The sequence below is a fragment of the Mycobacterium sp. NPDC049093 genome, assembly GCF_040704635.1.
GTDB lineage: Bacteria > Actinomycetota > Actinomycetes > Mycobacteriales > Mycobacteriaceae > Mycobacterium.
The window spans coordinates 1-25312 of record NZ_JBEZJS010000014.1 but is presented as its reverse complement, the minus strand read 5'-3'; the positions used below and the strand labels follow the sequence as shown (position 1 = coordinate 25312).

Annotated in this window: 25 protein-coding genes; 16 read left to right on the top strand and 9 right to left on the bottom strand. The window is 64.9% G+C overall.

Annotated elements, in window-relative coordinates; translation table 11 throughout:
- Positions 1–76 precede the first annotated feature (76 nt).
- The 5 genes from AB0876_RS33515 to AB0876_RS33495 form a co-directional block, all read right to left on the bottom strand.
- Positions 77–358, bottom strand: a complete 282-nt coding sequence (locus tag AB0876_RS33515; RefSeq protein WP_526044198.1) for a hypothetical protein — start codon at positions 356–358, stop codon at positions 77–79.
- 388 nt (positions 359–746) lie between these two features.
- A complete protein-coding gene (locus tag AB0876_RS33510) occupies positions 747–1412 on the bottom strand; it encodes a hypothetical protein (protein WP_526044197.1) in 666 nt (221 codons plus the stop codon).
- Between the two features lie 248 nt (positions 1413–1660).
- The gene (locus tag AB0876_RS33505; protein ID WP_526044196.1) at positions 1661–6388 is read right to left on the bottom strand and encodes a helicase-like domain-containing protein; all 4728 of its coding nucleotides are present in this window, start codon (positions 6386–6388) and stop codon (positions 1661–1663) included.
- Between the two features lie 210 nt (positions 6389–6598).
- Positions 6599–7561 (bottom strand): DUF4192 family protein, encoded by a 963-nt coding sequence (locus AB0876_RS33500; RefSeq protein WP_526044195.1) that lies wholly within the window; start codon positions 7559–7561, stop codon positions 6599–6601.
- 240 nt (positions 7562–7801) lie between these two features.
- The gene (locus tag AB0876_RS33495; RefSeq protein WP_526044194.1) at positions 7802–8047 is read right to left on the bottom strand and encodes a hypothetical protein; all 246 of its coding nucleotides are present in this window, start codon (positions 8045–8047) and stop codon (positions 7802–7804) included.
- Here AB0876_RS33495 and AB0876_RS33490 point away from each other — a divergent pair.
- Positions 8046–8231, top strand: a complete 186-nt coding sequence (locus AB0876_RS33490; protein ID WP_526044193.1) for a hypothetical protein — start codon at positions 8046–8048, stop codon at positions 8229–8231. The two genes, AB0876_RS33495 and AB0876_RS33490, sit on opposite strands and share 2 nt — an antisense overlap.
- A gap of 71 nt (positions 8232–8302) precedes the next feature.
- Here the strand turns inward: AB0876_RS33490 and AB0876_RS33485 are convergent, their stop codons facing one another.
- Entirely contained in the window at positions 8303–8488 is a 186-nt protein-coding gene (locus AB0876_RS33485; protein WP_526044192.1) for a hypothetical protein, read from the bottom strand.
- A gap of 176 nt (positions 8489–8664) precedes the next feature.
- Between AB0876_RS33485 and AB0876_RS33480 the strand changes: the two genes are divergently transcribed.
- Complete coding sequence (locus AB0876_RS33480; RefSeq protein WP_526044191.1) at positions 8665–9975, top strand: helix-turn-helix transcriptional regulator; 1311 nt, start codon at positions 8665–8667, stop codon at positions 9973–9975.
- A 363-nt stretch (positions 9976–10338) separates the two neighbouring features.
- On the opposite strand, the gene AB0876_RS33475 is transcribed toward AB0876_RS33480, so the two are convergent.
- Positions 10339–14022 carry a ribonuclease H-like domain-containing protein gene (locus AB0876_RS33475; protein WP_526044190.1) on the bottom strand — a complete coding sequence of 1228 codons (3684 nt, stop codon included), beginning with the start codon at positions 14020–14022 and terminating at the stop codon, positions 10339–10341.
- A gap of 374 nt (positions 14023–14396) precedes the next feature.
- Between AB0876_RS33475 and AB0876_RS33470 the strand changes: the two genes are divergently transcribed.
- On the top strand, positions 14397–15014 hold the full coding sequence (locus AB0876_RS33470) for a DUF6037 family protein (RefSeq protein WP_526044189.1): 618 nt from the start codon (positions 14397–14399) through the stop codon (positions 15012–15014).
- Between the two features lie 34 nt (positions 15015–15048).
- Here the strand turns inward: AB0876_RS33470 and AB0876_RS33465 are convergent, their stop codons facing one another.
- Positions 15049–15984: a hypothetical protein gene (locus AB0876_RS33465; RefSeq protein WP_526044188.1), complete on the bottom strand. Its 936-nt coding sequence runs from the start codon at positions 15982–15984 to the stop codon at positions 15049–15051.
- A 183-nt stretch (positions 15985–16167) separates the two neighbouring features.
- On the opposite strand from AB0876_RS33465, the gene AB0876_RS33460 reads away from it, so the two are divergent.
- The 13 genes from AB0876_RS33460 to AB0876_RS33400 all read left to right on the top strand — a co-directional run bounded on the left by AB0876_RS33460 (position 16168) and on the right by AB0876_RS33400 (position 24196).
- Positions 16168–16815 (top strand): hypothetical protein, encoded by a 648-nt coding sequence (locus tag AB0876_RS33460; protein WP_526044187.1) that lies wholly within the window; start codon positions 16168–16170, stop codon positions 16813–16815.
- Entirely contained in the window at positions 16812–17219 is a 408-nt protein-coding gene (locus tag AB0876_RS33455) for a hypothetical protein (RefSeq protein WP_526044186.1), read from the top strand. The genes AB0876_RS33460 and AB0876_RS33455 overlap by 4 nt, the downstream gene beginning before the upstream one ends.
- Positions 17216–18373, top strand: a complete 1158-nt coding sequence (locus tag AB0876_RS33450; RefSeq protein WP_526044185.1) for a hypothetical protein — start codon at positions 17216–17218, stop codon at positions 18371–18373. The genes AB0876_RS33455 and AB0876_RS33450 overlap by 4 nt, the downstream gene beginning before the upstream one ends.
- Positions 18370–18699, top strand: coding sequence for a hypothetical protein (locus AB0876_RS33445; RefSeq protein WP_526044184.1), 330 nt, complete (start codon positions 18370–18372; stop codon positions 18697–18699). Before AB0876_RS33450 ends, AB0876_RS33445 begins: the two co-directional genes overlap by 4 nt.
- A 45-nt stretch (positions 18700–18744) precedes the next feature.
- Positions 18745–19056 carry a hypothetical protein gene (locus AB0876_RS33440; protein WP_526044183.1) on the top strand — a complete coding sequence of 104 codons (312 nt, stop codon included), beginning with the start codon at positions 18745–18747 and terminating at the stop codon, positions 19054–19056.
- Positions 19053–19361, top strand: coding sequence for a hypothetical protein (locus tag AB0876_RS33435; RefSeq protein ID WP_526044182.1), 309 nt, complete (start codon positions 19053–19055; stop codon positions 19359–19361). The genes AB0876_RS33440 and AB0876_RS33435 overlap by 4 nt, the downstream gene beginning before the upstream one ends.
- 3 nt (positions 19362–19364) lie before the next feature.
- A complete protein-coding gene (locus AB0876_RS33430) occupies positions 19365–19559 on the top strand; it encodes a hypothetical protein (RefSeq protein ID WP_526044181.1) in 195 nt (64 codons plus the stop codon).
- 1 nt (position 19560) lies between these two features.
- Positions 19561–21372 (top strand): helicase HerA domain-containing protein, encoded by a 1812-nt coding sequence (locus tag AB0876_RS33425; protein WP_526044180.1) that lies wholly within the window; start codon positions 19561–19563, stop codon positions 21370–21372.
- A gap of 23 nt (positions 21373–21395) precedes the next feature.
- Positions 21396–21704, top strand: coding sequence for a hypothetical protein (locus AB0876_RS33420; RefSeq protein ID WP_526044179.1), 309 nt, complete (start codon positions 21396–21398; stop codon positions 21702–21704).
- 560 nt (positions 21705–22264) lie between these two features.
- Positions 22265–22786 carry a hypothetical protein gene (locus AB0876_RS33415; protein WP_526044178.1) on the top strand — a complete coding sequence of 174 codons (522 nt, stop codon included), beginning with the start codon at positions 22265–22267 and terminating at the stop codon, positions 22784–22786.
- A gap of 55 nt (positions 22787–22841) precedes the next feature.
- Complete coding sequence (locus AB0876_RS33410) at positions 22842–23366, top strand: hypothetical protein (RefSeq protein WP_526044177.1); 525 nt, start codon at positions 22842–22844, stop codon at positions 23364–23366.
- Positions 23367–23415: 49 nt separating this feature from the next.
- Positions 23416–23664: a hypothetical protein gene (locus tag AB0876_RS33405; protein WP_526044176.1), complete on the top strand. Its 249-nt coding sequence runs from the start codon at positions 23416–23418 to the stop codon at positions 23662–23664.
- Between the two features lie 46 nt (positions 23665–23710).
- Positions 23711–24196 carry a hypothetical protein gene (locus AB0876_RS33400; RefSeq protein ID WP_526044175.1) on the top strand — a complete coding sequence of 162 codons (486 nt, stop codon included), beginning with the start codon at positions 23711–23713 and terminating at the stop codon, positions 24194–24196.
- Positions 24197–24532: 336 nt separating this feature from the next.
- Here AB0876_RS33400 and AB0876_RS33395 read toward each other — a convergent pair whose 3' ends face one another.
- Positions 24533–25111, bottom strand: a complete 579-nt coding sequence (locus tag AB0876_RS33395) for a hypothetical protein (RefSeq protein WP_526044174.1) — start codon at positions 25109–25111, stop codon at positions 24533–24535.
- Between the last annotated feature and the right edge of the window lie 201 nt (positions 25112–25312).

The window sequence follows — 25312 nt, the reverse complement described above, 5'->3', positions numbered from 1 at the left end:
ACAACACAAAATCTACCGCGACCCACCGACAAGTACGGGGCACGGTCACTGACGCCCCGTACTTACCCTCTACCGATCAGTCATCGAGGGCGAACCGAGCCGACTGATCACGCATAGCCGTAGCCAGGGCCCGCAATGCAACCACCACAGCGTCAACATGCTCTGGCGCGGTGAACGTCGGAACCACGTCGACAAAGTCGTCAGCGGCCCGCGCACACATGCCAATCCCCAGCCGCAGACCATCAACGGCGCCGGACCGCCCACGCTGCAACGCCTCATCTAAAAGTGGCGACAACACAGTCAGAGCCCCGCCCACCAGCTCGGCGAGCTTCTCGTTGTCGTCCGTCGGATTCTCCATTGTTCCCAACTCCTCCATTCTCAACAAGTGTGGCCGGAACGTACCGCCACACGGTCACACCGTCCCTATTGACTCCACATCCCCTACACGCCCAGTCAATTACCGATACCTCACAGGAAGCAAACCAGTAGCCGATAAGGCCGCTTATCAGCGCCAGACCGACCTGTGCACTCACCAGAGCCGGACTAGCCACTCCGGCCCGGATTCCATCTGATTCCGGCAATTGCCAACTATTGCCAGTTGCCAAATGGAATTGCCAGCGCAGACTTGGAAAACGGACGGCAGCAGCAGCACCAGCACCACCACCGGCGCGGCAAGGGCCACCACCCCACGCCTGTGTCGAGTGGGGAGGTGGTGGCCGAAGGCGCCGAACACCACCTCCCCCCTGTTAGGCCTCCTCGACGTCGACCACATCGCGGTCTTGTAGCGCATCGGCCAGGCTGCGACCGCTGAGCTCACCCAGCGCATTGAGCACCATGCGGTCGTCCACCTCCGAAGACGCAACGTCAGCGCTGCGCGCAGTGATCGGGATACGGACCCGCACCGTGGCATCCACCTCACAGATCCAGTCCCGCGACCGTGGCCGCAGGCCTTCGCCAATCATGAACTCGTCGAAGTCCGCACACAACGAGTGCTCATCGGCGAACGCGTGCGACGCGTCCACGATCCGCTCCAAACGGTCCTCATGCCGCTGCAGCGCCAAGCGGACCGCGTCCCGCTCGGTACGGATCTCCTGGGTCTGCCAGTACGACGAGGCTAGAGCCTTCACCCACTCCGGCATCGGCTCATCAACCGGGATCGGGCCCGACACGATCTGCACCTCAGAAATCGGACCGGCCGTCACCACCGAGCACGACTCAGCCTGGACGACCGCGCACCGCCGCTCACGCCCCTGTGCCACACAATTGGGGTGCTCAACCACCAACCAACCCGGCACCGGACCACTTTCCACCGTGGACGCCCACACCACCGAACCCGGCTCCGCACCAGAACCGAGCAACTCGGCAACCGATCGCGACACCACCACGGCCGAACCGTCAACGACAGCAGTCATAACACTCCCCTTCCGGGATTCGTGGGCCTGCCGGATGGCCTGCCCTACACCCACGATTCTACCGACCACCACCGACACAAACCGCCCAAACCCACAGGCACACAGCCACTTCTAGAAAACCAGCACCCCACCCCGTGCCGGGTGGGGTGCTGGTTTGGTTCGACTCGGCCTGCAGCCCCGACGTCGTCGCACCACCCGTAGCGGCCCCGCAGGCTCTCACCCACGGGGCCGCCGGGTGCCGATCCCTTCTACGCCGCGGCCGGCGGATCCTCCTCGTTAAGCGCGGCATCTATCGCCTTGTTGACCTGTGCCAGTTCGGCCCGCGCGGTGATCAGCTCGGCCGGCTCCCTGACGTCGGTGGCACTGGCTGCCTCCCGGGCCTCGTGCGCCCGACGCTCGGATTCGGTCACACGTCCGCGCGTCTGGGCGATCTCGCGGTCGACGCCGGCCACCCACGCTGCCACCATCGCCTCCGCCCAGGCTTGGACTGCCTCAGGCCCACGCCGGCGGACCTTGCCCGGCAGCGGCTCTGACCACAAGGTGCGGTGATCGAATCTCAGCTCTAACTGCTGGCCCGGGTCGGTGTCGACCGTGCGAATCGATACCCGATAGCCATTCCACGCGGCCCGGTACCCCGAGTGGTACCGGTTCGGGTCACGGACCGTGCAGGCGTCGGCGGCGACCCGTGCCAAGTCGACGTCGCCCATGGTCTCCCGCTGTGCGGCGAAGGCCTCCAACTGCCCCAACCGCTCCGTCGCCGCGGCCGCGGCCTTGTCCGCCACTGAGGCCTGATGCAGCAGCGTGCGAACGTTCTGCTGAACCGTGACGTGACTCAACCGCAGCTGGCGTACGCGACGCTCCAACTCGTGCTGCCGCAGCAGCAGATCGTTGCCGGCAGCCGCAGCCTTGAGCTCCCCGAACGTCAAGGCGTCGTCCCCGATGTCCTCGATCTCGCGAGCCTGCCCGTCCATGCGGTACAGCTGGGAAAATCCCGCGGCTTTCCTTTCCACAGTGCCAAACATGAACGCGTCGAACGTTTTTCGCGCCACATGCGAATGGATCCCCACGACATCGTGTTGGTTGCCGTTGCGCTGAATCCTGCCGTTGCGTTGCAGCCACGCGGCCGCCGTCCAAGTCGGGTCGGCGTGATGCAAGGAATGGAGCCGGTTTTGGAGATTGGTGCCAATTCCGACCTTGGCCGTAGAACCTAGAAGGACCGCGACCCGGCCGTCTCGGCACGCGGCGAACAACGACTCGCGCGCCTTCGGCGTCGTCGCCTCGTGGACGAACCGGACTTGATCGGCCGGCACTCCGCGCGCGATCAGCCCGTCGCGGATCCGCCCGTAGCTCTGGGCGTCGCCCTTGTGCGGCGTGCCGAGATCGCACATGACCAGTTGGAACGCCCCAGGCACCTCCGAGCCGTCATACACCAGATCCCGGGTGTCGTGGTAGATGTCGGCGACCAGGGCCGCCACCCCTTCCAGCTTGGGTGCGGTCTCGCGAATTCCGACCAGGTTGGGGTCCAGGGCGACTTTGCGTCCGTCCCCGCAGACCAACAGCATGTTGTCCGCATTGGCCGACGGCAGACGCTTCTGCAAGGCATCAACACGCTCCACCAACGTGTCCATGAACTCCTGCTGGCCCAATGTCCGGTCAGTCAGATGCGTGTAGTTGCTCACCTCTGGTCGCGGTATCCCGACACTCTCAGCGCGCACCATCGACATGAAGCCCGACAACATTGTCCTCAATTCGGGCACGTTTTGGATCGTGCCCGGCCGCCGGCGCGACCGGAAGCCCGACCCGTCCGGGCTGGTCTCGATGAGCACCTTGTATCGCACGAACTGCGCCGCCCAGGCGTCGAAGTGACTTAACCCGGTGCGCGCCAACTGCTCTGGGGCGAGCATGCTGGTCCAAACGAAGGCCTCGGCGAGCGTGTTGGTGAACGGTGTTCCCGTCATCAGGCACGCATGCGGCCGATCAGGATTGGCCCGACGCAACATCGACAGTTTCAGATACAGATCCAGCGCGCGTTGCGAGGATCCGAGGCTGAACCCGTCGGCGCGGGTGACTATCGGCATCCGGCGAAATCTGTCCGCTTCGTCGACGATCAGATAGTCCAGCCCCAGACTCTTGAACGTGATGGCCTTCGGGTCGTTGGTCGATGACCGTAGCCGCTTGAGCCTGCCCTCCAACGATCGCACCGCCGAGGCGATCCGCTTCCCGGTATAGCCCTCAGTCCGCGCGAAGTTCTCCAGCTCGCCGAGCTGGTCCTCCAGCCAGGCCCGCTCCACATTGGCCGGCACCGGCAGCGAGGTAAACGTCTCGCTCGTCATGATCACGAGATCCCAGTCCCCCGTGGCGCAGCGGGCCACGAACCGCCGCCGCGCATCGCCGTGCAGATCCTCGCGGGTCACGATCAGAAACCGGCCCGACGGCCACGCCTGGTAGCACTGACGCGTTGCCTGCTCTATGAGATGTAATGGGACGATATAGCCAACCCGATTGACCAACCCGAACTGACGTAGTGTCATCGCTAATACTATGGCGCACAACGTTTTACCTAATCCGACCTCATGTGCATTGAACACTGCCGGGGTGGAGACGCCACGGTCGACGAAGTCGCGTTGCCACGGCCACAGATCGATCCCCTCAGCCAAACCGGGAAACGTCAGGTGCGACCCGTCGTGCTTGCGCAACACGTGCGCATTCATGGTGTGGTTGTACTGATCGACGATCCGCCGTTCCCGATCAGCGTTCTCCCACACCCACAGTGAGAACCGCCCTTGGATCTCGGCGAGCTTCTGTTCGGCGGCCTCGGTGGCATCGGCGTTGCGGACCTTGCGCTTGGTATGCGATTGCTGGTCATAGATCTCGTCCCACACCACCGGGGCGGCCCCGTTGAGCCCGACCTGCAAAAGGTCGAACGCGTCCAATCGGGGGCTGCAGTAGGAGATCCGCGCCTCCGGTGACAACTGCCCACGCCCGGTGATCTCCCACGCCGCCAGCGGCGCAAGATGTTCCACCCGCGCCCGGGCCCCGAACACCTCACCGCAGAAATCAACGATGTCGCCGGCGGTAACCCAGGGCGATCCCAATTCGATCCGGATCTCGTCACGGCCCAGCCAGGGCGGCTGTACCGCTTCCAACGCGGCCACGTTGCGCTCATAGCGGGGATCGATCGCCGCGGCGGCCAGCGCCTCGCGCAGTTTGGCCCGCACATCCCCGCACAGGTAGTCGCGGGCGATCAGTGCCCGCCCGTCGCAGGGCTCGCGGTAGACCAGGTCGCCGAGCTCGGCGAACACCTCTTCCTGATCGGTCAGGCCGAGCAGTCCGCCGATGCGGTCGAGGTCCAGGCCGCGGCCCTCACCCAGGCAGATCGACAGGGCCTCACCGGCGCTGCCGGCACTCGTGGCAGGTTCGGGCCGCTTGTTGACCCGCCGCGTCAGGATCGGCGCCGGGCGGGCCTCCCCGCCAGCTTGATCAAACAGTTCCAACGCGAACACGACCGACGCGTCCGGATCTTGACGGAAGCCCCCGAGAGCCGGGGCGCGCCACCCCAGCCGCGGCATCCCCGTGTCTGGATCCGGCTTGCCTTCAGTGACAGTGCCCCGGTTGAGCGCCCCGTAGCGGGCCACGTACGCCTCATAGGCCTCACGGCACGCGACCCGCAAGGGTTGCACCGAGGCGTCGGGACGGTCCCAGTCGGATTCGGCGTCCACCAATGCCACCGCCGCGTCGCGCAACCCGATCAGTGCGCGCAGCTCGGCGCTGGGCCGGGCCACCACCGACAACTCGCCCTCTACGACGCGGACCACCTGGCCGTCGACGACGTGTAGCGATCCCTCTTTGCGGCCCTGGTCATCGGTCAGCCGAATATCAGACAGATCCGCCACACCGGCGTCGCCGGCGGTGTAAGGCACCAGCAGCGGCTCCACCGCAGCAAACGCCGCCGCGACCGCCGCGGCCGGGTCGTCGGCGTCGACAGCCACGGGCAGGCGCTCGAATCCGGTCAACCGCATCGTGCCGGCCACCATCTCCGGATGCAGCTCCCAGAAAGCACTCACCCACTCACGCACCCAACGCTGGCCCACCTCGCCCGTGAGCAACGTGCGCTCTTCCCTGTCTGCGGGGTGCCACCCGTGCACGTCGTCATCACCGTCACGCACCCGCAGAATCAGCACGTCAGCGACCACGTCAGTGCCCGACTCCCGGAAGTACCCCGACGGCAACCGCACCGCCGCGATCAGATCGGCATGCCGCCCGATGTCGGGCGAAAGCCCGTGCACCGCGTCAAGCTCATGCCGCGAGGTCACCACGACCACGTAGCCGCCCGGACGTACCGCACTCACCGCCCGCGCCACGAAGTACTCATGCAGCGGCCCATAGAAGCCGATCGCGCCATCGTGCACACGCGCCGCCGAGAACGGCACGTTACCCACGGCGGCATCAAACCGCTTGTGCGGCAGTGACACTGTCTGCAACTCGCCCGTGATGATGTTCGCGCTCGGATGCAGGGTGCGGGCGATCTGCGCCGAGATCGGATCCGCCTCCACCCCGGTCAACACCACGGGCAGATCCCCGGGCGCGTGGGTGAGAAACCGTCCGGATCCGCACCCCAAGTCGAGCACCGACCCGCCGGTGAAACCGGCAGCCCGCAACACCCCCCACATGTGCCCGACCAGATCGGCCGGAGTGAAAAACGAGGTGTCAACCACGCGCGCCGCTTTCGCCATCGCCTCACCGGCCGCGTCGTCCAGCTCATCGGCCAACTCCGCCCACATGCCGGCCGGCTGCGCGTCGAACAGCGCCGACACCGCTCCCCACCCCGGGAACGCTTCCAGGATTGCCCGCTGTTGTTCATCTGCCGCACTGGTATTCAGCTCTGCGACCGTGCGCACCGCGGCGATCGCCCTTCGCGCCAGCGCCGCGCCTCGACCCGCCCCACGGCCCCGCTGACCAATTTTTGACGTCGACATACCCAGTCCCCTTCACGGGATTCAGGGGCCCGCCTGACTGGCTTGCCCACTGCACAACAACCTACGACCACCCACCGACAAAAACCGTCGACAGCACCCGAACCAGGTTCGGGCACAGTGGGTTTAGAACACCACCACCCCACCCTGTGCCGGGTGGGGTGGTGGTGTGGACGGGGACCGAGCAGGCCCGCCCACACCACCACGTTTCTGTTACACGGTGACCGCCGGAGGAATCCCCGCGATCAACACGCTCAACTCCTCCGGACGCATACCGCTCTGCAACGCGGTATCGAGCATCCCGGCCAGACGATGCCCGGGAGTGTCTGCCAGCGCCGCACCCAAAGCGGCACCGGCCAGCACCCCCTCGCCCCTCCGGTAGCACGAGAAGCCCAGCAGCGTAAGCGCTTCGGCGCGCAACGGGGCGGGCAACGCTCGCGCCAGCACCGTCCACAACGATTCGGCCGATGCCGTCGCCTCCGCGTCGCCCACGTGCATCAGCGCATCGCGCACCCGCACGTCGGCCAGCGACGTCCCGACCTCGGCCAGCGCCGCATCGGGCACCGCCTCCCCGCCTGCCATCCGACGCATGACACCCACAGCAGCGCGCACCGACACCGCGACGTCATCGACCGGGCCACCCTCCCCGACCAGCGGCGCCACAGCGGCCACACGCTCGGCGTCGACGGCCAGGAACTGCACCAACTCGTCACGGCTGGCGAACATGCGCCGCCCGTCGGCCACCGCAGCAGCCGCCACCACCGACGACGACGGGTCATCGACCACGCCCCCGATTGCGCTGCCATCGAGGCACGACCAGCGACCACCCGCCGCGATTCGGTCAACAATCACCGCATCGAGCAACGGGAATCCCCGCTTTTGCAACTCCGACGCCACATCGCCGATCAAGGCGCGCAAGTGCTCACCACACGGTGGACACATTGCCGCTTCCTCGGACACGATGACCGCCACCGCGCCATCGGCATCCTGGTGGGCCACAAGTTCAGCCAGCCGGGCCGCGCCACCGGCACCTGTCGCATCGCGCAGGTCCACGCGCATCACGGTATCCAGCGCACCGTCGCGCACCAGCACCAAAACCAGTGATTCCACCGGCGCAAATCCCAATACCCCAACGATATTGCGAACGATGCCGCCCAGCACACGAATCTTGTCCATGACACTCCCCTTCCGGGATTCGTCGGGCCTGCCCCACTGGCCTGCCCTACAACGCCCATACTATCGAGAGACACCGACAAACCCGGGCCGCAGCACTCGCGCCACGCACACCCAAACCCGTTGCCGTACAACACCGCTACTCACCACCACCCCACCCTGTGCCGGGTGGGGTGGTGGTGAGTCAATGCAACACGGGGCGCCGGCCACTTTCAGGCCGGCGCCCCGTGCGGATACCCGCGCTTAGTAGTCCTCTTCAGACCACACTTCACCGCAGTACGTCGGATCGAAATCCGGCGGCGCCATCGCCGGGTACCGCCGGTTGATCGCGTCGATCTGCGGCTGCATACGCTCCACATACGCAGCTTGATGCCCTTCGCAGCGCGGATACCGCTCACCACTGCCACTCAGCGCCAGGTACTTATCAACCTCACCCACGCAGCCGGCCGGACCATCCAAGCACTCATCCGAATCGAAACGTCCCGACATGACACTCCCCTTCCAGGAAACCGAGCCCGCCCCGGCGGCTTGCTCACCCACGACACTACCGCTCGACACCGACAACAACGGCCCGAACAACGCCGACGACGACGACGACGACGACGACGAAAAGGCTCTACCGCCAAGACAAATCAGTATCACCCCACCTCGCGCCGGGTGGGGTGATACTTGACAGCCCCAGTACGCTCCTATTTTGGCGGCCTGGGGCTGCTGACTGAGTGCCCGGTCTGGCCGGCCACGTGTTCATGGCTGCCCGCGATCCCCTGGCTGCCGCCCACTGATCAGCAGCCAGGTCACTGAGGCGACCGCACCGCCGATACCGGACAGATCGGACGGACTGCCACCTGCGTGAAGCCAGCAGCCTCCAAGGATCGTGAACGCGACGAGAGCGGCGACGATCACCGCGAGGTTGGGATTTTTCTGTCTCATGCCCTGAGGTATATGCCGGTGAAGATGCCGTTCCGGTCACCGCGGCGCCACCATTTTCAACGAGTCTGCCGTCGCAAAACGCGACTTACGCGATAGATACGGTTTCCTACGCGATTAGACGCGATAAATACAGTTCTCCCCTTGACCGTGCCGGCTTCGCACACCACTATGGCCCCATGGAACGACTTATCAACGCCGACGAGCTCGCCGAGATCTTGGGTGTCAGCTCCCGCACCGTGGACACCTGGCGAACTGGCGGCGAAGGCCCCGACTACATCAAGGTTGGCGCTCAGATCCGGTACCGACCGGTCGACGTCGAAGATTGGCTCAAGACCGTACGGATCATTCAGGGCAACACCGCCGGCCGGGACAAGCCTGGGCCTGGTTGGAAAGACTTCGTCACCAAAGTGGTTCAACCGTCGGACACGTTCGTACGTCACGACAACCTGTGGCGGATGTGGCACCAGTATCTCGCCAACGAACCCGCTGCCCAGCAACGCGAGGACGGCCCCGAGCTTCCCGCCGACCTACGCCACGCGATGCAGGAACTCATTCCGCTTGATGCGACCAAACCAAATATCCGCGCCGACGCCCTCGCAGGAATCCGCCTGACCACCTACGGCCAGAACCTGCTCGTCACTGCCAAGCACCACGAATGGGCCCTGCCGGGTGCGGTACACGCCTCCGACATCGGGATAGGCCTGGCCGGCGAACAATTCGCCTTGGGCCGGCGCGGAGGCGCTACGCCCACCGACGCGGTCATCGACTTCGCCCAACATCCCGTGCTGACCATCTGCGGCGACGGCACTGGCAAGACCACCGCCCTGCGCCACCTCATCCGGGCAATCGCCAAGCGCAGACTTGACTTCCACAATCCGGCTGCAGAAGCCATCCTGGTGGTCTTCGACATGAACCGCGGCCTCCAGGACGAAACGGCCAATCTCATCGAGGATGAGGACTACTACGAAACCCATCCCATCGGCATGGCCAAGCGGATCCTGGCATTGGAAACGCTGATAGTCGAGCGCAACAAGCCCTCCACCGACGGTGGAACCAGCGGCGACCACCGCCCAATCGTCTACCTGCTCATCGACGATCTGCACACCATTCCTTACGGCAACATCAACATCGAGAACGCCGGCGCCCACCCATTCGCGGAAAAGTCCACCATGGTCGATATCCACGACACCCTCGGCCGCTTGCAGCGTCTGCTGCAGCGCCACGACATCGGACTACGTGTCATCGCCACTCACCCGCACCCTGACAGCAAGGCTGCACGAAAGAACGAGCTCGCGCTGCTCTCCTGGTTGGGTGAGCCCGTTCCAGGCAAATCCAACGTCATCACGCTCGGCGCGCCCACCGATCACCTGATCGGAACCCAAGACTACGACCGCAACCTGCCCGCCGGCGCGGGCCTGCTGACCGCCGCCGACGAACGCGATAGCGGCTACCTCCAACTCGCCCTCCCCGACGACCTCACCTGCTAGAGCCCCAGGCAGGCAAGCAAGGCAAGGCCAGCCTGGCTCGGAACTCGGCCAGGCCGGTATGCGCGGATGCCATCGCAGCGGCACCGTCGGCTACAGCGGCTACAGTGGATGTCGGATGCAGTCGCGACTGCTCGTGAAGAGGCCTCCCCAACCTGGTTGGGGAGGCTTCCTTGTATCTGTGGCACAGCCTGCGCGTATGGCGGGGAACTCCGTGTTGTGCACCACATGCACACTTCACGACTGCCGCGCTGCCAGCCTGCCAGCGGCGGGCGCGGCCAGAGGCCCTGGCGCTCGACCGTGCCGACACCGACACCAAACCCGTTGTCGCACTGTCACACCTCCTCCCCAATGGAGGGGTGGAGGTCAGCTAGGCGTTGCCGCGATCGTGAGGGCGCTGCCTGCTTCGCCGGCGGCCGCGATCACGTGCCTCAACAGGTATAGGGCCTGCACGTCGTCCTCGTTGTACTCGACCAGCGTGTCCCAGGTGTCTCCGCCGGTGCGGGCGGTGTCGATCCACAGCATCGCAGCGGCGCCGTCGGCGTCAGCTGTACGCCACAGTGCGCCCGCCGCCGGGGCGAGGGTCTTGAGGCTGTAACCGCGCGGGGCGTAGAAGTTCGGTCGGATCACCTCGGCCAGGACGTCGGTCGTCTCGGCCAGCACGGGCGCGCCGGCGGCGCCGAGGATTCGGTCCAGCTGGCGGGCGTCCACTTGCCCGTAGTGGTAAAACCTGATCGTCGTCCCGCTCGCCTTAGCAGCCTGCAGTTGTTGTTGACACCAGGCCAGGAACTGCTCGGCCAGGGCGCGTTCGTCAACGTCGGGCGAGGGGTCTCCGAACCTGTGGTAACTCGATTCACCGCCGACGCTGAGCAGCGCACCCCACAGGTAGACGGTGCCGTTGGCGTCGTACTCGCAGTCGAAGTCGATCTCAACATCGGCGGTCGGGGCCGGCGACTCGGTGAGCCGGATCAAACGGACCTGGTCCCCCACCGAAACCGACGCGGATCCGTCCACACTGCTCACGTCGGCATCGTCACGGGGTGAACCCAGCAGGTCGGCGACCAGGCGATCGAGCTTCTGACCAGGATCGCTGGTGGCGATATACGCCCGCACGCCCCTACGGATGGTGACGAAGTTGTCAGTGGTGAACGTTTGAGCGGCAACCTCCTCAGCGAACTGACGTGCGAGGGCAGCGATTTCGGTGTGAATCTCGTTGTCCGGGTCGAACGCGGGAATCGGTAGCTTCCATACAGACTTGTCGATATCGCGTTCATCCTTGCCGTACGACATCAATGGCTGAGCCAGCTCGGTCGTGACTGGAGCGTTGAGGATCCCGACGAGATAGTGCGCCTCGGACTCACTTCCGACAGCTCCCCAGTACAGCTTGTGGTCGATGATGGGACGGTGGTCAGTGACCACCGCGGCCGCCAGGTGCATGCCGGCCTTCGCATAGACGACTCGAGTCTGAGTAACCGGGACTTGAGTGGTGAGTCCCCGCATATGGTCGATGCGCTCCGAGAGGGTCATTTTCGAGCGCTTATACGACTCCCACGTGTGCTCCACAGCCCGCGTCCATGCCGCCAGGCCCGGATACGCGTCGATCTTCGCATCACCACCGTTAAGTAGACGCCCCGTCTGGGTGAGGGGAACCACGAACAACTCCGGTTGCCGGACGTGGAATGGAACAACTTGCTCACCCAGCAGTGTGGGCCAAACGAATTCAGATTCCACGGCACCGGTAATCGCCGGCAAGTCCTTCCACGGCTTCTTTTCCGTCGAAGACCGTTTTGACTGCACTCGCTTCATACCGGACGGGACTCCGAGGCCTCCGGCAGACACCTCTTCCACTCTCCATACCAGGCGCGGCACCAGGGTAGCGCCCTGACTGAAACGCTTCGCATACGGCGACGTTTCGTCCTCGGCACTGAGGATGACAAGCTCGCCGACCTGTTGACTCAGCAGAACGGTGGACTCAACCGAACTGTGGCGGTGAGGTGCTCGACCAGTCCAAATCAACGCCCCACGGGGCATCTCCCGAGCCTTCAAGGAGCGCCGCCCGAAGATCACTCCCGAGCCGCGTGGGAACAAATGCGGCCGCACACGGCGCAGATCCCAGCTCACGTCGAAGGCAACGTTGGCGCCATCGAACGTTCCTCGCCGGAACCCAGCCCAGTACTCTCGGTCCAGAACCGGGTTGGGCACCACGAATGCCAGCGTCCCGCCTGTCTTGAGGTAGCGCTCCACGGCGCGGGCCACGAAGATGCCGGCCAGATCCTGGTGGGTGGCTGTGGATTCATCACTCCAGAAACCGCGTTCCACCGCAAGGCTTTTGAATCGCGTCTGCATCGCCGCAGTCATGTAGCGGTACGACAACCACGGGGGATTGCCGACAAGCACATCGGCGCGATTGGCTTCGCGCGACAACCACGCCGGCCGGGTGACGTTGCGGATGTAGTAACCCCAGATGTGATTGCGGCCCTCTTCGTGCAGCTCCTTGAGACGGGCGAAATTCGCATTCAGCACCGGAAGATCCTCATCGGCGATGTTCAGGCGCCGCACCGTCCCTGCACTGAGTCCCTTGGTCGGCTTGCCGACCGCGCGTTCCGATTCCTCGATCAGCGCCTGGACCAGCTCGTCGAAGTTCTTGGCGTCCTTGAGCAGATGATCGGGGAAGCGCAGCTCACCGGTGTAGAGCTTGTCGTCGGACTCGGTGGGAATCACGACGTAGTCCACGGTCAGCAGGTCATCCCGCTGGTCCCACCCCAGCGAGTCACCGAGATAGATCGGGACGCTCAGCCCTCCGCGCGGTGCGCTGAGTCGCTCGCGGCCGATCGCCAACAGGTAGGTGACACGCGCCAACGCGACCGCGACGGGGTGCAGGTCGATGCCGATCACATGAGACGACACCTGAGCCAGTGCGTCGGCCGCACTGAGCCGGGCAGCGTCGGCAGCGGCCAGGAACCGCTTCACCGCGTAGAACGCGAACGTGCCGCTGCCACAGCTGACGTCGACGACACGCTGATTCAACGGATCGACAACGGCCTCCGACACGACACGGTTGGCCAGCCAGTCCGGGGTGTAATACTCCCCCAACGCTTTGCGCGTCTCGGTCGGAATGACCGACTCGTAAAGCACTTTGAGCACATCGTGCTCCACCGCAGACCAGTCGAAACGACTCAGCTGCCGAGCCAGCGCCGCGACGTACCCGTCCCCGCCGGGAACCTCCAGAACCCAGTCGAAGAAGTCTCGATCGACCACGCCGTAAATGCGTGCCATCGCGAACTGATCCCCCGACAGCAACGTGGCTGACGACAACTGCTCAGCCGGCAACCCCAAGACCAGGTGCGCGATGATCTCCGCGGAATTCACCAGCAACGTGTGGTCCAGGAACAACTCGTCGCTGTCGATGAACTGGGTACCCAACGCCCCGCGCAGCAACTTGGCCCACAACTCCCGCTTGAGCTGCACCGTCGGCATATCCCGGCCATGCGCATACAGCGCAGCCAACGTCGAATAGTCCAGAGCATGCGCGGAACTCTGCGCGCCGAGCTGCTCGGCGATCTCCAGGGGCGTCGGCGCCACAGCGCGCCGCGTCGCCAGCACACCCTCAAGCCACCCCAGTAGAGCCAGCGCGCCCACTTCGCCACCAACAGCACTGATCCGGGTCGCCTCGACCAGCGCACCGTCCACCTCGTGGTAGGCGATCCACAGCCGCCCGTCAGTCAGGATGCCGACATAACGCTGACCGAGCTCGGAGGCACGCGTCTGGACATACCCGCACAGCTGGGCGGTCGCCGTCGCGATCGCCGTCGACGTGGCCAGTGACCGCTTGACCTCGATGACGGTGCAGCCAACCTCGACATCGATCCGCTTGCGGTCACCGACAGGGGTTTCCAGCTCGACATCGAGACTGTCCTCGACCAGACCCAAGTGCGGGTCGAGCAGCAGCATGCGCACGTCGGACTGAATGGTCGCTTCGCTACGTGTCGCGCCGGCGGCGTTGACGAGCCTGTCCTGCAGTGCGGCGCGCTGCTCGCCGATTGCTGTCATGGCTGGTAACGCTACAAGCCGACACCGGTTTACCGGTGCAGACCAGCCCTCCCGGGCTACGACGTCGACTTGGGCAGCGGCGCGCTATCTGGGCACCTTGCAGACCCGGCGGGGAGCCAATACCGACCACCCGATAGAGGACGGCCCGGACGGCCCGGGCGACGCTCAATAGTCCGACGGGCTCGCCGCCGGCGTGAAGCCAGGACACCCCCAGCACCGTGAAGGCGGTGAGTGCAGCGATGATCACGACCTGGTCGACAGATTTCTGTTTCATGCCCGCAGGTATATGCCGATGAAAATCGGGATCCGGTCACGACAGCGGCACCAATTTTGGGGTGCGGGGGGTGTCGGTGGCTGCACCCACAATGGACAGTATGACCAGCCCCGATCGTCATCCGATCGTGCTGCATGCGCTCAAGCCGCTGTACCAGCAGATGAGGCACGCTGACCGGTTGCGCGTGCAGTTCGAATACATCCACCCCAACAACCAGGCGCGGTTCGTCGTGGTGTTCCTCGCTGATACCGCTCCCTTCCAACTCGCCTTGGTGGCCAAAGGAGCCAGGCCGTTCGCCGCGGTGTTCGACGTGCAGCCGGGTTTCAAGGTGGATCCTTGGATCGCCGATTTTCATCGGCTGATGGATGTGCTCGGTATCCGCCCGGGAACGACCCGGTTCAGGGTGTCCCATTTTCTGCAGGAGGCACTCGCTGCGGCGCCCAAACATGTTGGCCAGGCACACGATGCGTCCCCGGCCGTGCTGGTGCGCATCCACCCCGACGTCGAGGAAGCCGACAAGATCTACTTCAAGCACTTCATCGACCACAACGGCAACGGCCGCCATCCCCGCCGAACCAACTTGGACAAGACGCGCCGGCTGCTCGGTGAGGACTGCTACGACTTCTGCCGGCGCCGCAACATCAGCTCGGCGTGGAGCGCGCAGCCGTCCGATGAGCAGCCCTATCTGCGCAGCATTGCCCGAATTGTCCCCGAATAGCGGCGCGCGTCGGCACGCCCACACAGCGAGGCCGCTAGGCGGATTCCCGCAGAGCGAGCTCTTCCTGGGCCCGCTGCATGCGGCGGTCGCATTGGGCATCGCTGGCGATGCGGCGGAAGTCGTAGTCATACCCGGGACCGCCGGCCGACAGCCGGAACCCCAGGCAGCCGAGCAGATCGGCCTCGATGTCGAGGCCCTTGAGCAACAGTCCATCGAGGGTGGCGGTATCGATAGCTGTGCGGGCGTCCGGGATGGTCCCGTATAACTCCACGCGTTTGGCCCAGTGCGCCGCAATGTAGTCGTCCCAGTTCGTCCGCGAATGCTCCGACAGCCTTGACAAGTCGGGCGTCGAACTGTCGTTGTATGCGGCGACATAGGCCAGGTGCTTCGTCAGCCAATCCTGCGTTCCCACAACAGAATCGTGAAATTTTCTCGTATCCGCGCTGGCGGGGTCGACCAGGGCGGTCATGAGTTCGCAGTTGAGCCAGAACATCGCGTCGTCGATGTAATCGACATCGCCGGTCACCGCCACCGGGTAGCCGAGATCAGCGAGTGCACGCTCGATGCGGAACTCGTCGATCGCCAGGGCGCCCAGGCACAGCAGCAACCAGCGCCAATCGGAGTCAACGAGGTGTCGGCGCCCGGTGACGTTCTCGCCGCGCTTGCCGATCTTCACATGGCCGGCTTCGTGCGCCGCGAGCCTTTCCAGCTGCAGGTTGTCGCGGTCACGGACTTCGGGCGCATTGATCACGATGACGTCGCCAGCAGGTGTGTGGGTCGTCCTCGCCGCGACGACTCCTGCTCCCCTGCCGGCCGAGTAGGCGGGGTTCTCGGTGAGTTGCCGAACGGTGCCGACGAAGTCGTCGACGATCGCGATCCTGGCGTCCGGTTCTGCCATCGCCGTCAGGCCCGCCTCGATCGCGGCCATCTGATCCTGCCGGAACCCTGCCCCGGTGACCTCAACGTGCATCGCACCCACCATTCCACCCCGGCCGGAAGCTGCTGCTCCCAGCTCGGCAAACAGCATAGTTTTGCCCACCGACACCGCAGGCGACGTCGCCGCCAGGGATCACCGCACCCCACCGAACGTGCCCGATCCGCTGCCCAACAACAACCGTCTGTCGTGTCCGAAACCTCGGTTACTGTGCGGTTCATGGCACCGCACACAACCACTTTGGCGGCCGACAACACTCTTCCGCCGCTGCGCGACTGGGTCAGCACCGCCGGCTTCACCGGCGCCTGCGTTCTCCTCGCAGCGCTGATCATCCTGACCGCCGTCCTGATATCGGCCCGCCACAGCGACAAGCGGCACACCCGCGAAATCGCCCAAAGCGACCGCCACCACCAAGACTCCCGCGCCGACGACCAATGCAGCGCGGCGATCGAGCAGTGCTGGCAACGCCTCACCTGGGTGATCACCACCGCCGACACCGAACCCGCCGCCCTCGACCCGGCCACCGCCAACATGGGCCTGGGCCCCGAGCTGGCAGAAGAACTGCTCAAAGGCATCGTGCGCGACGCCAAAGAACTCGGTGACGAGACACTGGAAAGAGCCGCCGCCGTCGCCCTCAACCAGCTCGGCCTCGTCCTTACCCAGCAGACCCGCCGACTCACCGAGGTCGCTACCGCAACCGAGGCCCTGACCGATGGCACAGCCGGCGCTCACGCCAAACCCGCACCCGAGGTCAGCCCGCAGACCCAGGGCACAGTGAAGGATCGCGTTTCCCGCCGCAAGCACGACGGCCCGACCGCCACGTCAACCCAACCCGAAGCCGCAGCGAGCCAAGGACGGCCACAGTGACCGGCTGGATGTGCGAACACCTCTCAGGAGCCATCATTCAGGGGGTGGATTTGGCCGCCCAGCGGCCCACACTCCTCACTGCGGCAACCGGCGTCGCTCTCGTCCTGGTCGCGATGTCCATACCGGTAATCATCGGCTCGGTCATTCAGCAATGGGCGGACGCGCGCAATCTCGGGGTGATGGATCAGATTCTCATCAGCGGGCCTGCCGTCTTTTTCTTTGGACTCCCGGCAGCAGCTGTCGTCATGTCCGCCATTGCGGCAATCCCCAGCATCCCTGGCCAATTGGGCGCTGTTGTCCTCACTGCAATCACCCTCGCCATACTGCGCCGCACATGGAACCAGCGGCGAAACACACCGCCCTCGGCCGCCAACACACCCGTGAGCGAAGGACGACACCGGTGACCCGACTACAGGAACACATCGCCGAACTATCGGTCGACGACTGGGCCACGACAGTCCAACGCGTAGCCGCCGCCGCAGTCAAAGCCTCCCAGGACAGCGGCATCCGCCCACCCGACGAACTGGTCACCACCGCGGCCACACCCGTCGACGAACTCATCGCACACCGCCGCAAGCACGGCCCCGGCACCACACGCCCCACCGTGCGGCAGAAGATCGCCGAAGCTGACCACCTGCGCACCCTTGCCCAACAGCAGGCCCACGCCGCCACCCAGGACAAGATCGACGCCGAAACCGCCGCTGCCACCGCACAGACCGCCGCCACCGAATATCAGCACGCCGCCGAACAGGCACGCCAACAGACCCGCGAAACCAGAACCGCTGCCACGCAACGCGCCCGCGCAGCCAAAGAAGCTGCCGCCCAACGCGAAACCGAATGGGCCACCGAACGACAGCGACTCAACACCACCATCGAGACTCTGCGCGCCGAACTCGAACAAGCCCGCGCTGACGCCGCCACCGAACTCGCCACCGCCCGTGAACAGACTGCCGCGGCCGAGGCCCGCGCCCAGCAGCGCGCCACCGAACGCACCGAGGACCGCGCCGCCGTCGAAGCCTCGATCCAAGAATTGCGCGCCGAGCTCGCCCAGGTGCGCGCCGATACCGCCGCTGAGGTCGCTGCCGCTCGAGAAGAGGCCGCAGCCGCCAACGCCCGTGCTGAGCAGCGCGCTGACGAGCGTGTCGAGGAGCGCGCCGCGGCACAGGCAGAACTCGAGCGAGCCAACGCCGAAGTGGCCCGCATCCGCGCCGACGCCGCGGCCGAGGTAGCTGCCTCTCAGGCGCGCGCCGACACTCGTATCGACGAGGCCCGTCAGAACGCGGACAGCGAGATCTCCGCCGCCCAGGAACACGCCACCGCTCAAATCGCCGCGGCCCGCCAGGAGTGCGACGACGCGATCGCCGCGGCCCATGAACGCGCGGCCACCCAGATCACCGAAGCCCGCCAAGCGTGTGACGCCGAGATCGCCCAAACCCGAGCGGACGCCGAAGAGTACGTCGCTGACGCCACCCGCTACGTCGAAGAGGCCAAGCAGTTCATCGCCGCCCACCAGGGGCCCGACCTCATCGAACACACCGACCCGGACACCAGACCATGACCAGACGCGACAACCAGCGACAGCCGGTCGTGGATCTCGACTCCCCGCCACCAACGCCGCAACCCGCCCCCGCTGCGGCGCCACGTTCCCGGCCACGACGTCAGTGCGCTTACTGCTACACCAACCGATCGTCGATCCACCAGTGGGCACTCAAAGGCGTCGAGGACCGCGCACTCCAAGCGCTACGGCGCGCACACCCCGAGGAATACGACGAGTACCTGCAGCGTGAGCGCGACGACGCGTATGCCGCAGCAACCGCAGACTGGCAGCGACATCTGGCACACGACTGCAAGCACACCACCGTGCAACGCCCCGCCACCGCATGACCCGGTCGATCGACAACCAACCGCCACCGACCACAGGGAGATGACATGGGCACGAAACGCAGGTACTTCGGGATCCAGGAAGGTCCGTTCTCCGGGAGAATCAACGTCGGTCTGCTCAACCAGGCCAACACCGAGTTCCTCGGCGGCGAAGACATCGTCGACGACGACGGCGAGGTGGCCCCCGGCATCGAGGACTACCTGTCGCGACTGCACCACGAGGACTGCACCGACATGGCGATCCGGGTCGTCGCTGAACACATCCTCAAGCACTACGACGGCGGCCTGGCCATCGACTACAAGGACGGCGTGAAGTACGACATCCAGATCACCCGAACCACCATGGAGGCCTCCGCATGAGCCACCTCGCCGAGGCCTACAACCAGGCCGCCAGACGACTTGCCACCGTCGCAGACGAACTCACCAACAACCCCAACGACACAAATCAGGGTGCTGCCGCTCTGCGCGAGACCCTTACGGTCCTCGAACACCTCGGTGGCCTGGAACCGAGCCAGAAGGTCCGCGCCCAACTCCACCGACTGCACGCAGATTTCAAAGCCGCGGGCACGATCACCCCTGACAAGATCCGCGAAACCGCCCAAGCCTGCGGCAAAGTCGCGCAGAACAACGCTCAGTGGGCATCTCAAGTGAAGAACATCTGGTAGCCGATGAGTCCAATCACCGTCACGACCTGGCTTGTGCGCCGCGCCGGCTTGCCGTTCGACGCCACTATCTGGGTACCCGCCACCGGCACCGTCGACGACGCGAAAACCGAGGCCCGCCGCGAGCACGGCGCCAACGCCCACGCCGTCCGCCGCCCAAGCGATCTGCACTGGACCGAACTCGAACCCGCCTCTTATTGATATGAGCCAACTTCCAGCTACCGACGAGGTGCCAGACCACATCGATCTGGCCCCCGGCCTACGGCTACCGCCGGAGATTGTGACCGCGACTTTAGCAATTCTGGCAAATCGTGGAGGTGGCAAGTCCGCCGTCGCGCACCGCCTCGTCGAGCTGATGTACACCGCCGGCCTGCCCGTGGTCGTCGTCGACGTCAAGGGCGACTGGTGGGGCATCCGCTCCAGCGCCGACGGCACCGGCAGCGGGCTACCGTTCTACATTTTCGGTGGCGACCACGGCGACCTGCCCTTGGAGCCGACCGCCGGCGAACTGCTGGCCGACCTCATCGTCGACGACCGCATCCCCGCGGTCCTCGACCTGTCACACATGAGCAAGAGCAAGGCCCGCATCTTCGCCACAGCGTTCGCCGAACGGCTCTACCACCGCAACCGCGACCCGCTGCACGTCGTGATCGAAGAGGCCGACGTCCTTGTCCCCCAACGTGCCTCAGCTGAAACCGCCCGACTGCTCGGGGCGATGGAAGACCTCGCCAAACGTGGTCGCAACCGCGGCATCGGCATGACGATCTGCTCACAACGCGCCCAGGAAACCGCGAAATCTGTCTTGGACTTGATGGAAACCGTCATCCTGCTGCGCACGACCGGCCCCCGCTCCATCAAGGCCGTCGCGGACTGGATCTCAGTCAACGCCAGCCAGGACGACACCACCGCCCGTGCAGTGATCGCCTCCCTGCCGTCGCTGCCCACCGGGACCGGCTGGATCTGGAGCCCGTCGTTCCTACATATCCTCGAACGCGTCGACTTCCCGCTGTTCAACACCTTCGACTCCCACGCCACCCCCAAACCCGGCCAACGCAGGATCATCCCCAACGAGCGCGCAGAAATCGACCTGGCCAAGCTCGGCGCCGAGATCGCCGCCACCCGCCAACGCGCACAAGACAACGATCCGCGCCGCCTGCAGGCCGAAATCCAGTCCCTGCGCGCCGAATTGACCGCAGCCAACCGCCGCGCCGACGAAGCCAACACACACGCGACTACCCTTGGCCAACAGCTGGCCGACCGCGATCACCAGATCGACACCCTGGCCGCCCGGGTCGACGAACTCGCCAGCGTCCAGGCGCACACCGACGTCGTGGATGCGCTGCGTTCAGCGCTCACCCTGATCGAGGCCTCGATCGACACCCTGGCCACCGACCGCCCATCACCGCCGCCTATCGCCGCAGCCCCGGCTCGGCCCGCCGCAACGCCCGCAGATCTGCCGGCCCCACCAACACGAGCCCCCGCACCTCCGCAGGCGCCCAGCGGTCCAGCAGAGCCCACCCCGGCACGGTTCCGCGCCGGCGCGCACCGCATGATCACCGCCCTGGCCACCATGGCCCCACTACGACTCACCAAAGCCCAGTGGGCCACCGTCGCACACATGCGACACACCAGCGGCACCTGGTCGACCTACCTCGGCGAGATCCGCCGCGCCGGACTCATCGACGAAAACCCCACCGGCTTCACCCTCACCCCAGCCGGCTGGGACTACCTCGGCACCCGCCCAGAACCCCTGACCGGCCACCAACTCCAGCAGCACTACCTGAAAATCCTGCGCGCCGGCGCCGCACGAATGCTCCAAGCCGTCATCGACGCCCACCCCGAAGGCCTCACCAAGGCCCAGCTCGCCGACGGCTCCGGCGTCACCGCCTCAGGCGGAACGTTCTCCACCTACCTCGGCGAACTGCGCCGCAACGGCCTCATCGAGCAGCACGGCGACCAGATCGTTGCCACCGACATCCTCATGTACGGAGCCAACACCACCGAACGAACCTGATTGACCCCCAAGGAGATACAACAATGGGCAAGCATTCCAAGCCAGAAGACATCACCGAGATCCCCGAACCGTGGCTGATCGAACTACGCCGCGAAAGCCACACCGCCAACGGCCCATTCGTCGACCCGCACGCGATCGCACAATGCCAACGCGTCCTCGACCGCCGCGGCGAAGCGTGGGCCGCCGCCGTCCTCGGCCGCGACATATCCCGACGCAGCATCGCCGTGCCGCACCGCCCCTATCTGCACGACGGCGAAGAACACACCCTGATCGCCGCCGACCACGAAGAAGACCGCCTCGCGATCGCCTACCTCGACCCAGACCTGCACTGACGAGCCCGGCCTTATCTGCAGTTCGTTGAGAGAGGAAGGCTGAAATGCCCAGACAAATCGACGGATACATGTCCTCGACGACCGGCGGCGAACACCACTCCACTATGGCGACCGCCCCTGTGGCTGTGGAATACGTACCCATTTCTCGATGTCCAGACTGCGCGTGCGTAGTGGGCAAGCACATCGCGGTAACCGAGTTTGATGAGGCGACGTACAGCGTCGTCTCTATGGAGCATTCGTTGTGTGAGTGCGGATGCGACTACTACGTCCGGGGTAGGTCGTCGTGACTAGTCGTCTCCGAGCGGGTCGAACGGTCGAGCAGATGCTTGTGAGCGACCAGGGGATTCGAAGCAAAAGTGCTGTCCAGGCAGTCGAGCAGATGCATCACGGATAACAGCGAGAAGAAAGACCGTGCAGAGCACCACGCAGCGCCGTCCTAGCACGGCAACGAAAGACCGTCAGCACAGTCGAGTACACCCCAACCTGACCTACAGATAGCCCGCGACCACACCGAAAGCGCCCCCCGGCAGATCAATTCGCCCCGCAGGAGAACCCCACCCATGACCGACGAAAACACAGACGAACCGCCCATCATCAGAGCGCAGCGCCGCGCAGTACGGGCCGCCTACGCCCAAGCACTCCAAGCCAACCCACAACTGGCATGGCACGTGGGAAACGCCCTCGCCGGTCCACCACCAGCACCCAAGCACGACGACATCGACGAACTGCTGCGAATAGCACAACTCCCACCATTGCGGGCCGCGCGCCGCCGAGCCGAATGGCGCCTCTGGAGGCGAAGTACCGTCCCCGGCATCATTGTCGGCCTGGCGATGTTCGGGCTGGGAACCAGCCTCCATCGCGCCAACATGTTCCCGCCGACCTGGCTGACGGCGTACGCATTCGTGGGCCTGGCCTCGGCCGCGGCATTCACAGCATTCACGCTGTGGCGCATCTGGCGTGCACCCTCCGCCAACCGCTGGGTCGCACGCGAGCTCACAAAGGAACTACCCGAAGCCCTACATGACCTCTGGCCCGGCACTCGTGCCCCACAAGGCCATTCGCCCATCGAGAACATCTCCTGACCTGCACGGACGACATCCCGTCCAACATGTCCGACCTGCGAGAGATGATGACCCTATGACAGCACCTGCCCGACCGACCTGGACCAGCAAGCTCAGCACAGCCATCAGCACATTCCTGGTCCTAGCCGCCATCGGCTATGTGATGGTGACTGGGTTGTCGATCGTGGCCGGCGCCATCGCACCCGGCCTCTGGGGATACGTGGGCGCCGCGGGTTTCGTCACCTTCGTCGGCCCGATCCCCCTTCTGCTGTTCAGTCGCCGCGCAGCCGCGAAAATCATGATGCTCGGACTATCCACCATGACCCTTGCGACCATCGCCCACCAGCACCAATGGCCCGGCTGGGCAGTCGCGGCCTGGCTGGGCGGCCTACTGCTGACCTACCTGATAGTCCGAATCATCCTGTCGATCCCTCTGCGCATCACCCGCCGCCGAGCAGCACGACTACTGCGCCGCCACCGAGCAACCGGCGAGAACGCATGGACAGCACACGACTGGGAATGGGCCTACACCCAACTCGGCACCAAGCTCGCACTCAACCAAGCCGCCTGGTGCCGCATGATCCGCACCCGCATCGAATAACCAACCCGCCCAACACATGCACCGCGAGACGCGCACAGGAGATGGCCACGTGAACAGCGACGGCAACCAGGAATCCGAATCCTCCATCACGCTCGTGCAAGGACTACTTGACGCGCTCTCACAATTCGATCTGACCCCCGACGATCGCGCCACCCTCGAACTCATCCGAGCCGACATCGAAACAACCCGACAGGCCACCGCGAATCAGGCCAGCGGCACCGAAGCCATGACCGCGACCGCGTTCGTTTCCCGCGAACTCCTTTTCGAGCTCCGCACAATCGCCGAGAAATACGCCTAGACGTGCCCATCTCGTGAGGTTGGTGACAAAGAGTGAGGATGGGCAAATGACTGGTTCCTATGGATGGGTACTCGAAATTCGATTGGCTTACGGACGGGCCGGTTACCCTTCGGCCTTCGTAGAAAGCGAGCGGTACCCGGATATTTCAATGCGCCGCCTCGCTGAGGAGATGGCCACAGCGAAACTCGTCGAGCACGGACTGGACGTAGACCATGCGGCACTGCTGGCGTCTGGCGCACGGCGAGACTGGGCGCACACGAGTCGCTACCTCGACAAACCGTCGCAGCCACCCGGGTCGACAGCTGAAGTGCTTGACGTCGCGGAGGCTATTCGCGAGGACGGGGAACGGACGACGCTGAAGGCGGGCATCCGAATCTACGAAGACATCCCGCGTTGGCGCATCGCGGCCGGAGCATTGATCGCCGCCGCGGCACCGAACCTAGGTCGTAGCATCAGCTTTTGCGATGAATTCCGTCGCTGGCGGGCGAGCCATGTCGGTGCAGCTCATCAATCGACCCCCTCACGAAGATGATTCGACAGCACCAACCGTGTGACCAACGTGGTGGGACATCACACCTAGACACGGGCCTCAGCAAGTCATTCAAGCGCGCCTGGCGGCCGCCATCACCTTCCTCGGACAGGAGGACTCCGAGGAAGGTGAAAGCGGCCCGTTCACACTCGCCGCGCTCTACCTGGCCAACCATCCAGAACTAGCCGTCACAGCCGTCAACTGGCAGTCCTTTGAGGACGCCGACGGGTCAATCATGTATCGCCTTGACGTGGAAGTCACTCCACCGCACGGCTATTCGATACTCGAATAGCTCAACGCGGAACCGTCAAATCCCTTGTCCCCTCGCGCACCACACAATCAATCCCGGCCCAACCTCAAACCCTGCTGCGGGCCCGCGCCATCGATCACTTCATGCCGCAGATACGCACTGGGCGTTTCGTCAATCAGCTCCGCCGGCACCGTGATACGCACATCCTCAACATCTGTCAGGCCGGCCCGGGCGGCCGAGAGATACCGATAGACCGTTACCTGCCCTAAGAATCCGTCCCCCACTGGCTGCAGGCCGACCCGCTGCCAATACTGCGACAGCGCCTTCACGCTAGCGGCCTCGGCCGCACCCTCGGCCTGCTCACCGACTGGATGCGGGTAGAGCAGCACCAGCGTGCCCAGCGGGCTGGCCATCTGGTCAATCACCTCGGCAATCAACCACGCCCCCAGGTCATGTCCACGTAGCGGTGCAGCAATCTCAACCAGCGTGATGATGAGGATCTGATTGAACGCTGAGTCCTCGAACTGCTCCTGCACCTCATCGGCGACATCGTCACCGTCGAACAGTTCGGCGAAGTGCTCGGTATCCTGCGACAGCGAGTCCAACAGATCATCGATCGGATGTTCCCCGACCCGGATGATCAGAAAATCTGCATACCCGCCCAGCACATACGGCTTGTCCCCCTCATCGAGGTAGGCCAGCTCAAGCTCAGCACGCCACGTCATCATCGCGTCGAACTGACTCTCGTCAGTACTCAGATAGTAGACTCTCGGGGAGCAATGATCAGAACCTGTGGATCCCGGGCGGGCGTGCCTTCCCGGAAGATGATCTGCAAGGAATCCGAATTCTGATCAAGACCAGCGTTGGCG

What these genes read in the sequence shown, in the direction of transcription:
- AB0876_RS33505 (WP_526044196.1), bottom strand. Translation starts at nt 6,388, where the DNA reads ATGTCGACGTCAAAAATTGGTCAGCGGGGCCGTGGGGCGGGTCGAGGC.
- AB0876_RS33490 (WP_526044193.1), top strand. Translation starts at nt 8,046, where the DNA reads ATGACACTCCCCTTCCAGGAAACCGAGCCCGCCCCGGCGGCTTGCTCA.
- AB0876_RS33400 (WP_526044175.1), top strand. Translation starts at nt 23,711, where the DNA reads ATGACTGGTTCCTATGGATGGGTACTCGAAATTCGATTGGCTTACGGA.
- AB0876_RS33480 (WP_526044191.1), top strand. Translation starts at nt 8,665, where the DNA reads ATGGAACGACTTATCAACGCCGACGAGCTCGCCGAGATCTTGGGTGTC.
- AB0876_RS33465 (WP_526044188.1), bottom strand. Translation starts at nt 15,984, where the DNA reads ATGCACGTTGAGGTCACCGGGGCAGGGTTCCGGCAGGATCAGATGGCC.
- AB0876_RS33515 (WP_526044198.1), bottom strand. Translation starts at nt 358, where the DNA reads ATGGAGAATCCGACGGACGACAACGAGAAGCTCGCCGAGCTGGTGGGC.
- AB0876_RS33430 (WP_526044181.1), top strand. Translation starts at nt 19,365, where the DNA reads ATGAGTCCAATCACCGTCACGACCTGGCTTGTGCGCCGCGCCGGCTTG.
- AB0876_RS33500 (WP_526044195.1), bottom strand. Translation starts at nt 7,561, where the DNA reads ATGGACAAGATTCGTGTGCTGGGCGGCATCGTTCGCAATATCGTTGGG.
- AB0876_RS33495 (WP_526044194.1), bottom strand. Translation starts at nt 8,047, where the DNA reads ATGTCGGGACGTTTCGATTCGGATGAGTGCTTGGATGGTCCGGCCGGC.
- AB0876_RS33445 (WP_526044184.1), top strand. Translation starts at nt 18,370, where the DNA reads ATGACCAGACGCGACAACCAGCGACAGCCGGTCGTGGATCTCGACTCC.
- AB0876_RS33470 (WP_526044189.1), top strand. Translation starts at nt 14,397, where the DNA reads ATGACCAGCCCCGATCGTCATCCGATCGTGCTGCATGCGCTCAAGCCG.
- AB0876_RS33415 (WP_526044178.1), top strand. Translation starts at nt 22,265, where the DNA reads ATGACCGACGAAAACACAGACGAACCGCCCATCATCAGAGCGCAGCGC.
- AB0876_RS33435 (WP_526044182.1), top strand. Translation starts at nt 19,053, where the DNA reads ATGAGCCACCTCGCCGAGGCCTACAACCAGGCCGCCAGACGACTTGCC.
- AB0876_RS33475 (WP_526044190.1), bottom strand. Translation starts at nt 14,022, where the DNA reads ATGACAGCAATCGGCGAGCAGCGCGCCGCACTGCAGGACAGGCTCGTC.
- AB0876_RS33510 (WP_526044197.1), bottom strand. Translation starts at nt 1,412, where the DNA reads ATGACTGCTGTCGTTGACGGTTCGGCCGTGGTGGTGTCGCGATCGGTT.
- AB0876_RS33440 (WP_526044183.1), top strand. Translation starts at nt 18,745, where the DNA reads ATGGGCACGAAACGCAGGTACTTCGGGATCCAGGAAGGTCCGTTCTCC.
- AB0876_RS33485 (WP_526044192.1), bottom strand. Translation starts at nt 8,488, where the DNA reads ATGAGACAGAAAAATCCCAACCTCGCGGTGATCGTCGCCGCTCTCGTC.
- AB0876_RS33420 (WP_526044179.1), top strand. Translation starts at nt 21,396, where the DNA reads ATGGGCAAGCATTCCAAGCCAGAAGACATCACCGAGATCCCCGAACCG.
- AB0876_RS33425 (WP_526044180.1), top strand. Translation starts at nt 19,561, where the DNA reads ATGAGCCAACTTCCAGCTACCGACGAGGTGCCAGACCACATCGATCTG.
- AB0876_RS33460 (WP_526044187.1), top strand. Translation starts at nt 16,168, where the DNA reads ATGGCACCGCACACAACCACTTTGGCGGCCGACAACACTCTTCCGCCG.
- AB0876_RS33410 (WP_526044177.1), top strand. Translation starts at nt 22,842, where the DNA reads ATGACAGCACCTGCCCGACCGACCTGGACCAGCAAGCTCAGCACAGCC.